The 703-nt window shown below is 35.7% G+C and carries 1 protein-coding gene; it reads right to left on the minus strand.

Annotated elements, in window-relative coordinates:
- Window positions 1–212 precede the first annotated feature (212 nt).
- A partial coding sequence (locus tag ACYVIL_RS20220) for a hypothetical protein (RefSeq protein ID WP_460314534.1) occupies window positions 213–703 on the minus strand: 491 nt, incomplete at its 5' end.

Consider the following 703-nt stretch of genomic DNA (forward strand, 5'->3'; position numbering starts at 1 on the left):
ACTTAAAAATAATAAACAACTACATTTTAAAAACGAACGAATTACGGTAGCTAAAAATCAATAAAAATAACCAGTTGAGAGCAGGTTTAGACTGCCACAACATTAATTCTCTTTAACCTCATAACGCTAAGCTAACGGGCGCAAAATTGTTGGCTAAAATTAGCGAAGAATGAGCGCAAGCCAACTGTTTTGCGTCCACTTTGAGCGATTTGTTATATGCCGCCTTCTTCACACTTCTTGATAAAAATATCGGATAGTTCACCCTGTAAACGCTTACCCGAATCATCAGAAAGTTTAAGTTCTGATCCTAACTCTGAATAACCACTACCATCAATAATAGAAAGTAAAGATGCAATTGAATCTTGGGAAACCTGCTTCATTAACTTAACTATTATTTCACGTTCACCTTGGTTACTTTTATCGTAGAAAGCTAACAGTTCTTTCCAATAAGGGTCTGTGACCTCATTTCTAGGAATATTATCAAGCATACTTTTATAAAAAGTAACATTATCGCTAACTGCCCGAGTCAATATCTCATCAACTAAATGTTCAGGTTCCACAGGATTCCTTAAGGCATATAGACATAATGACTCCCCTTGAGCCAGTTTGAAATAGTGCTGATCTCCAATTATTCGTGGGTTAGTTAAAAACCAGAGCCATAATAGTTCTGCAAAGAAACTAAAAAGGAGATCAGCATGAATAA

It is taken from the genome of Aliiglaciecola aliphaticivorans, assembly GCF_054782055.1.